Genomic DNA, 8118 nt, shown 5'->3' with positions numbered 1-8118 from the left:
TCTCGTGGGCTCGGAGATGTGTATAAGAGACAGACGCCACACCGCTCGCCACGGCGACCCGGGCGAGCGCCGTCGGGGCAGGGGTCTCCGTCGTGCCGGCGGCGTACCGGCCGGCCGACGAGGACGGCACGGTCCAGCTCGCCAAGGGCTCGAAGGGGTCGGGCGGCTCGTCGGGGTCCAAGGGCTCATCGGGCTCGGGCGGCTCGTCCGGCTCGTCCGGCTCGAAGGGCTCCGGGTCCAAGGGCTCGAAGACCGGCCGCACCGTGCACCACCACATCGACCATTACGACTCGGACAACAACACCGGCGTCCACAGCCACTGCTCCGGCAACCCGGCGCCGGTGCCCGGCGGCTCGACGACACCTACCCAGCCACCGGCCCAGCCGCTGGCCGCGACACCGACACCACCGCCGACGCCGACGCCGCTGCCCACGCCGCCCAAGCCGACGGCCGTCCCGACCGCACCGGCCACACCGGCCACACCGGGCGTCCCGACCGCACCGGCCGTCCCGACCAAGCGCTGAGCGGACGGCCCCTCGGTCAGTCCAGGACCGGGTCCAGTCCCAGGGCCCGGTCCTGCTCCGCCTCCGCCTCACGGCGCAGCAGGCGGTACCACATGAAGACGACGAAGCCCCCGAAGACGAACCACTCCAGCGTGTAGCCCAGGTTCTGGAACGCCCGCAGGGTGAGCCCGTCGCCGCCCTGCGGCTGCACGGTCGGTACGGAGGTCAGCCCGGCGGGCGCCTCGTCGGCGGCCACCCAGCCGTCGTACCAGCCGTCGTACGCGAGGACGTTCAGCAGCGCGGCCCGGTTGATCATGCCGAGCTGCCCGGCCGGCAGGCCGCCGGCCACCGCACCGTTGGTGCCCACGGCCTCGTTGGCCTGCAGCCGCCCGGTCACCGTCACCTGCCCGCCCGGCGGCGTCCCGGTGACCGCCTCCGCAGCCGACGTCCCGGCGGCCGACATCCCCGACGCCCCCGACGCCCCCGCCCCCGGCGTCCCGGCAACCCAGCCGCGCACCACCGCGACGGCGTGCCCGTCGGCGGTGCGCAGCGGGGTGAGCACGTAGTAGCCCTGCTTGCCGTCCAGCACCCGGTTGGGGACGAGGAGCTGGTGTTCGGTGTCGTAGCTGCCGGTCACCGTGACGGGCTTGCCGACGGTCTCCGTGGTCACCTGCGGAGTCGTCTGGTTGAGCAGCGCGTCGATCGGCCGGGGATCACCCGAAGCGGTGACCGCGTTCTTGGTCTCCTGGTGCGTGGACACCCGGTCCTCGAAGCGGCCGAGCTGCCAGGATCCCAGCCATACGCACACCGCTACGGCCGCCACGGCCAAAGCGGTGCCGCCCAGCCAGCGCGGAGTCAGGAGGAACCGGTACACACCCCCCACGGTAACCAGTCCTCACACCCGCACGGCCCCCCGGGGCCGTTGCCGGGCGCCCTCACCTCGCCGAGGGAGTGCCCGACGGTTGGAGCGCCGCTCCGCCGGCCGGCTGGACGCCGCCGCGGTAGAGGGTGCCGCTGCAGGCCAGGGGCAGGGTCGCGGTGGCGACGTTGGGGCTGCCGGGGGCCGGGGTGTGGGCGATGGTGGCGGTGGGCGGCTGGCCGGTGGGGTTGGTGGTCGCGGTGGCGGTGGGGCTGGGGGCGCCGGTGGGGCCCGCCGAGGGGGACGAGCTGGCCTGCGGGTTGTTGCTGGCGGCCCCGGTGGCGCCGGAGGCGGGGGCGCCCGAGGCGGCGTGCGCCTGGGAGTTCGCGGACACCTGGTTGGCGCTGGTGGGCCCGGTGGTGGCACCGCCGGAGCCGGTGCAGCTCTGGTCGGGGATCCAGGCGAACGGCACCCGGTAGCCGGCCTGGGGCGCGAGCACCGGCGGCTCCGCGTCCATCGAGGTCAGGCCGCCGGCCGGGTCGCCGGGGCTGTGGTCGGCGGTACGGATGCGGCTGCGGTCGGCGCCGGTGACACCGGTGACGGCCACCGCGCCGGGCCCGCCGATGCGGCAGCTGTGCCCGGAGACGTTGTAGACGGTGAACGAGCCGTAGATCCGCCCGGCGGCGTCGGCCGTGCCGACCTGCGCGGTGCCCTCTCCGAGGTCGGCCCGGGTGCAGAGCGGCACGATGCCGCCGTCGCCCGCGCCGGAGGTCCCGGTGGGTGCGGCGGTGCCGTCGGCGCGCGAGGCCTCGGCGCCGGGGGTGCGCGAGGTGGAGGACGTACCGGCCGCCGGCGTGGTGTCCCCGGTGCCGCTCGGACCGGCGTGCGAGGCCGTCCCGGTGCCGTTGTGGCCGACGGCGGTGCTGCTGGGGGCCGTGGCGGCCGGGCTCTCGGCTTCGGCCGAGCCGGGGCCGCCGGAGAGCCCGAGGTGCTCCCCCTCGTGGATCACCGGCAGGACGATCGCGACGGCGAGGGCGAGGGCGGCGGCACCGGTCCAGGCTCCCCGCCGGGCGGCCCGCCGACGGGGGATGGCCCGCCGGATCCGGGGCAGTCCGCCGGCCGCGGGCTGGATCCGGCCGACGGCGTGGTGCATCAGCTCCCGCAGCGCCCGTTCCTCGGACGACAGCCCGGCCAGGCCCGAGAGCTCCGACAGCTCCGGGAGCCCCGACGGATCCGACGAGAGCTCTCCCCCCGGGGTCCTCGGACCCCTCATGCCACCCAGGCCCCCCATGCCACCCAGGCCCCCCGAACTGACCCCCGGCCGCCGCTCGCCGCCGTCAGCCTCACCCATGTCCGGCCTCCATCTGGGCGCGCAGTGCGGCGAGTCCGCGCGAGCCGTAGGCCTTCACCGAGCCGAGCGAGATGCCCAGGCTTTCGGCGACCTGCGCCTCCGTCATGTCCACGAAGTAACGCAGCACCAGAACCTCCCGCTGACGGCGTTGCAGACCACGCAGCGCGGCCTTCAACTGGTCGCGCTCCAGGGCATCGTAGGCACCTTCTTCTGCACTGGCCATGTCAGGCATGGGCTTCGGCAGCAGTCGCAGCCCGAGGATCCGGCGGCGCAGCGTGGAGCGGGACAGGTTGACGACCGTCTGCCGCAGGTAGGCGAGGGTCTTCTCGGGCTCGCGCACCCGGCGTCGGGCGGCGTGCACCCGGATGAACGCCTCCTGGACGACGTCCTCACAGGTCGACAGGTCGTCGAGGAGCAGCGCGGCGAGCCGCAGCAGCGAGCGGTAGTGCGCCTGGTAGGTCTCGGTGAGCAGGTCCTCGCTGGTACCCGCGTCGGTACCGGCACCGGAGTCCGCCGCACCCGGTGCGGCTGCCGTCATCTGGTCGTCTTCCGGCCTACTCGAAGGCCACGGGGCGTGCGGCGCGAACGACACCACGGCCCTCGCCGGGCTGCCCGCCCTTGCCCCCACCATCACGTTCGCCACGCCCGTTGGACACTCGATCCCCTGTCATGGTTGCCCAGCCCGGGGCCCATTCTTCCGCATGGGCGGAAGGAGCCTCCAGGGGATTCCCCCGGGATTCCGGACAGATTGTGTCGAGGAGCGGACACAGGTATGGACACAGGTGTGGACACAAGCGGGCACATCGGAAGCCTGCGGGGGTGTCGGAGCCCTACTCCACCGCCCTACTCCACCGTCAGCTGACCGGCCGCCACCGACTCCGCGATCTGCAGCAGGTTGAGCGCCGCGCCCTTGCGCAGGTTGTCCCCGCACAGGAACAGGTCCAGCGCCTCCGGCTCGTCCAGGGTCCGGCGCACCCGCCCGACCCAGACCGGGTCCGTGCCGACCACGTCGTTCGGCGTGGGGAACTCGCCCGCCTCCGGGTCGTCGTAGAGGACGACCCCGGGCGCGTCCCGCAGGATGTCCTGCGCGTGCTCCTGGGTGACCTCGCGTTCGAACCGCGCGTGCACGGCCAGCGCATGGGTGCGGACGACCGGGATGTGGACGCAGGTCGCGGAGACCTTCAGGCCGGGCAGGCCGAGGATCTTGCGGGACTCGTCACGGATGGCCATCTCCTCGGCGGCCCAGCCGCCTTCGCGCAGGCCTCCGGTCCAGGGCACCGCGTTGAGCGCGAGCGGGGCGGCGAACGGCCCCTGGTCGGCGATCATCGCGCGCAGGTCGCCGGTCTGCCGGCCGACCTCGGTGCCCGCCACCAGCGCGGTCTGCTCGCGCAGCGCCGCCTCGCCGGCGCGGCCCTCGCCTCCGGCGGCCTGATAGGAGGCGACCACGAGCTGCGCCAGCCCGTACTCGGCGTGCAGCGCGCCGACCGCCGCGATCATCGCGAGGGTGGTGCTGGCCGGGCTGGCGACGATGCCGCGCGGACGGATCCGCAGCGCGGCCGCGTTGACCTCCGGGACGACCAGCGGCACGTCCTCGGCGGTGCGGAAGGCGGCCGAGTCGTCGACCACCACGATGCCCTTGGCCGCCGCGATCGGCGCCCACTGGGCGGAGACCTCGTCGGGGACGGCGAACACGGCAACGTCGGTCCCCGCGAACGCCTCCTCGGTCAGCGGGACGACCTCGACCGTCTCCCCGCGCACGACCGCCTCGCGGCCGGCCGAGCGCGGGGAGGCGACGAGTCGGATCTCGCCCCAGACGTCCTGGCGGAGGGAGAGCAGGCCGAGCAGCACCTCGCCGACGGCGCCGGTGGCGCCGACGACGGCGAGGTTCGGCCGCCGGGTCATCGCCCGGTGACCCCGGTGCCCCGGGAGACCCGGGAGACCCCGGTGCCCCGAGTGCCCCGGCCCCGCTCCCGCTCCCGGGTCATCGCCCGGTGCCGCCGTAGACGACGGCCTCGTCCGACTCACTGTCCAGCCCGAAGGCGCTGTGCACGGCGCGGACGGCCTCCGGCACGTCCTCGGCCCGGGTGACGACCGAGATGCGGATCTCCGAGGTGGAGATCAGCTCGATGTTGACGCCCGCGGCGGACAGCGCCTCGAAGAAGGTCGCGGTGACGCCCGGGTTGGAGCGCATGCCGGCGCCGACCAGCGAGATCTTGCCGATCGCGTCGTCGTAGCGCAGCGACTCGTAGCCGATGCCCTCCTTGACCCGGCCGAGCGCGTCGATGGCCTTCTGGCCCTCGGTCTTCGGCAGCGTGAAGGAGATGTCGGTCAGACCGGTCGACGCGGCGGAGACGTTCTGCACCACCATGTCGATGTTGACCTCGGCGTCCGCGATGGCGCGGAAGATGCGGGCCGCCTCGCCCGGCTTGTCGGGCACGCCGACGACGGTGACCTTGGCCTCGGAGGTGTCGTGGGCGACTCCGGAGATGATGGCCTGCTCCATCTCGCCCCCTTCGGGCTTGTTCGGGTTGTCGTTGCTGACGATCGTCCCGGGGAGACCCGAGAAGGACGAGCGTACGTGAATCGGGATGTTGTAGCGCCGGGCGTACTCCACGCAGCGGTCGAGCAGCACCTTGGAGCCCGAGGACGCCAGCTCCAGCATGTCCTCGTAGGCGATCCAGTCGATCTTGCGGGCCTTCTTCACCACCCGCGGGTCGGCGGTGAACACGCCGTCCACGTCGGTGTAGATCTCGCAGACCTCGGCGTCGAGCGCGGCGGCGAGGGCGACGGCGGTGGTGTCCGAGCCGCCCCGGCCCAGCGTGGTGATGTCCTTGCTGCTCTGGGACACGCCCTGGAAGCCGGCGACGATCGCGATGTTGCCCTCGTCCAGGGCGGTGCGGATGCGGCCCGGCGTCACGTCGATGATGCGCGCCTTGTTGTGGACGGAGTCGGTGATGACACCGGCCTGGCTGCCCGTGAAGGACTGGGCCTCGTGGCCCAGGGATTTGATCGCCATGGCCAGCAGTGCCATGGAGATGCGCTCTCCAGCGGTCAGCAGCATGTCGAACTCACGGCCGGCAGGCAGTGGTGACACCTGCTCGGCGAGTTCGATGAGCTCGTCCGTCGTGTCGCCCATCGCGGACACCACGACGACGACCTCATGGCCGGCCTTCTTGGCGTCAACGATTCGGCGGGCTACGCGCTTGATGCCCTCGGCATCCGCAACGGATGAGCCGCCGTACTTCTGCACGACAAGGCCCACGTGCGCTCCTCGACTCGTGTCGTTTTTCCGGGGGCGCCAGGCCCCCGTTCCCCCCGGGGGAGGGGGGTGTGCGGTCCGCGTCAGTCTACCGAGCAGGGGTGCCCCGACCGGCGCTTTCCATATGATGAGACGCCCGTTTCAGCAGGTGATCGGCGGGGCGGGCAACCCCACCGGCAGGTCTGCGGGCGATTCGGTACGGCCCCGGAGAAACAGCGGATCCGGTGACGGTGATCCCGCGGTATTTCTTTTCCGGGCGAACCACTGAGGCATTCGTCACAGCCCGGTGAGCACACCCGGAAATCCGGGTGACCACCCGCAGGAATCCGGCCGTCACACCCGATCGGAGCCTTACCGCCCCAGCCCCAGCTCGGCCGCCATCAGGTCGCCGGCCTGCTGCTCCAGCTGCTCGTCGGTGAGCCCGTCGTCGTCGGTGTCCGCGCCGTCCGGCACCGCCCCGATCGGGCTGTCCAGCCGGACGTGGGCGATCAGCGACTGCAGCGCCCGCAGCACCGCCGTGCAGGTGGTGCCCCAGTTGGAGAGGTACGAGAACTGCCACCACCACAGCGCCTCGCTGACCCGGCCCTCGCGGTAGTGCGTCAGCCCGTGCTGGAGTTCGCTGACCACGCCGGCCAGGTCGTCCGAGATCCGGAAGGCGTTGGGCTTCTCCGGCGGGCCGTACGGGTCGAAGACCTCGTGGTAGACGTCGATCGGCGCGAGCAGCTCGGCCAGCCGCTCGCGCAGCTGCTCGCCGTCCGGCTCGGGACCGGCATCGGGCTCGAAGCGGTCCTCCGGGACGACGTCCTCGATGGCACCCAGCCGGCCGCCGGCCAGCAGCAGCTGCGAGACCTCCAGGAGCAGCAGCGAGACCGCGCTGCCCGGCTCGTCGCCCTTGGCGACCTCGGTGACGGCGAGCACGAAGCTCTCCACCGAGTCGGCGATCTGCACGGCGAAGTCGTCCGGCTCCGAACCGTGCCCGTGGGTGTGCTGCTGGTTGATCGTCCGGTCAGACATCGAGCAGTCGTCTCCCTTCGAAGGCGCGGCCGAGGGTGACCTCGTCCGCGTACTCCAGATCCCCGCCGACGGGCAGGCCGCTCGCCAGACGGGTCACCTTCAGGCCCATCGGCTTGCAGAGCCGGGCCAGGTAGGTGGCGGTCGCCTCCCCCTCCAGATTGGGGTCGGTGGCCAGGATCAGCTCGGTGACCGTGCCGTCCGCGAGACGCGCGAGCAGCTCCCGGATCCGCAGATCGTCCGGGCCGACGCCCTCGATGGGGCTGATCGCGCCGCCCAGCACGTGGTAGCGGCCGCGGAACTCACGGGTGCGCTCGATGGCGACGACGTCCTTGGGCTCCTCGACCACGCAGATGACGGCGAGGTCGCGGCGCGGGTCCAGACAGACCCGGCACTGCTCGGCCTCCGCGACGTTGCCGCAGACGGCGCAGAAGCGGACCTTGTCCTTGACCTCCAGCAGCGCGTGCGCGAGCCGGCGCACGTCGACCGGGTCGGACTGCAGCACGTGGAAGGCGATCCGCTGGGCGCTCTTGGGCCCGACGCCGGGCAGCCTGCCCAGTTCGTCGATCAGGTCCTGAACCACGCCCTCGTACAACGTCGCGCCTTCCCTCGGATGGTCGGTGGTACTCCGGTGCCATCATCCAACGAATCGGGCGTCGGACACAGCGCCCGACGCCCGACTCCCACATAAATCACACAGCTCAGGACCGTCGGGTCAGGCCCGTCGGCTCAGAACGGCAGGCCGGGGATGCCGCCGCCCAGGCCCTGGGTCAGCGGGCCCATGCGCTCGGCCTGCATCTTCTGCGCGGTCTGGTTCGCGTCCCGGACCGCCGCCAGGACCAGGTCGGCCAGGGTCTCGGTGTCCTCCGGGTCGACCGCGGCCGGGGCGATGGTCAGCGCCACCAGCTCACCGGCGCCGGTCACCGTCGCCTCGACCAGGCCGCCGCCCGCCGAGCCGGACACCTTCGTCTCGGCCAGCTCCTGCTGGGCCTTCGCGAGCTCCTGCTGCATCTTCTGCGCCTGCTTCATCAGCTGCTGCATGTTGGGCTGGCCACCACCGGGGAACACGGCTCTCTCCTTGCTGTCACGCGCTGTCTTGCGCCGTCGTCGCTGTCCTGCGCCGTCGTCGCGGTGA

General features: G+C 72.7%; 10 protein-coding genes. 1 reads left to right on the top strand and 9 read right to left on the bottom strand.

The genetic code is table 11. The features are described 5' to 3' along the window. Nucleotides 1-262, bottom strand: a 262-nt coding sequence (locus OP86_RS37535) for a hypothetical protein (protein ID WP_209440360.1), incomplete at its 3' end; no start/stop codon positions are given. Between the two features lies 1 nt (nucleotide 263). On the opposite strand from OP86_RS37535, the gene OP86_RS37530 reads away from it, so the two are divergent. Next, on the top strand, nucleotides 264-524 hold the full coding sequence (locus tag OP86_RS37530) for a hypothetical protein (protein ID WP_209440359.1): 261 nt from the start codon (nucleotides 264-266) through the stop codon (nucleotides 522-524). Between the two features lie 16 nt (nucleotides 525-540). On the opposite strand, the gene OP86_RS21410 is transcribed toward OP86_RS37530, so the two are convergent. The 8 genes from OP86_RS21410 to OP86_RS21375 form a co-directional block, all read right to left on the bottom strand. Further along, entirely contained in the window at nucleotides 541-1377 is an 837-nt protein-coding gene (locus OP86_RS21410; RefSeq protein ID WP_030060027.1) for an SURF1 family protein, read from the bottom strand. Between the two features lie 61 nt (nucleotides 1378-1438). Next, nucleotides 1439-2635: a hypothetical protein gene (locus OP86_RS21405; RefSeq protein WP_157849802.1), complete on the bottom strand. Its 1197-nt coding sequence runs from the start codon at nucleotides 2633-2635 to the stop codon at nucleotides 1439-1441. 70 nt (nucleotides 2636-2705) lie between these two features. After that, entirely contained in the window at nucleotides 2706-3251 is a 546-nt protein-coding gene (locus tag OP86_RS21400) for a SigE family RNA polymerase sigma factor (RefSeq protein WP_051830375.1), read from the bottom strand. 305 nt (nucleotides 3252-3556) lie between these two features. Next, the gene (locus OP86_RS21395; RefSeq protein ID WP_030060031.1) at nucleotides 3557-4615 is read right to left on the bottom strand and encodes an aspartate-semialdehyde dehydrogenase; all 1059 of its coding nucleotides are present in this window, start codon (nucleotides 4613-4615) and stop codon (nucleotides 3557-3559) included. A 79-nt stretch (nucleotides 4616-4694) separates the two neighbouring features. Then, complete coding sequence (locus tag OP86_RS21390; protein WP_030060032.1) at nucleotides 4695-5975, bottom strand: aspartate kinase; 1281 nt, start codon at nucleotides 5973-5975, stop codon at nucleotides 4695-4697. 348 nt (nucleotides 5976-6323) lie between these two features. Next, nucleotides 6324-6986, bottom strand: a complete 663-nt coding sequence (locus OP86_RS21385; protein ID WP_030259197.1) for a DUF5063 domain-containing protein — start codon at nucleotides 6984-6986, stop codon at nucleotides 6324-6326. Continuing rightward, entirely contained in the window at nucleotides 6979-7578 is a 600-nt protein-coding gene (gene recR, locus OP86_RS21380) for a recombination mediator RecR (protein WP_030060035.1), read from the bottom strand. The genes OP86_RS21385 and recR overlap by 8 nt, the downstream gene beginning before the upstream one ends. Nucleotides 7579-7712: 134 nt before the next feature. Beyond that, entirely contained in the window at nucleotides 7713-8051 is a 339-nt protein-coding gene (locus OP86_RS21375; protein WP_030259194.1) for a YbaB/EbfC family nucleoid-associated protein, read from the bottom strand. Nucleotides 8052-8118 lie beyond the last annotated feature (67 nt).

Source organism: Streptomyces novaecaesareae (assembly GCF_000716875.1).
GTDB classification, from domain to species: domain Bacteria; phylum Actinomycetota; class Actinomycetes; order Streptomycetales; family Streptomycetaceae; genus Kitasatospora; species Kitasatospora novaecaesareae.
This window is presented reverse-complemented; position numbering and strand designations above follow the sequence as displayed.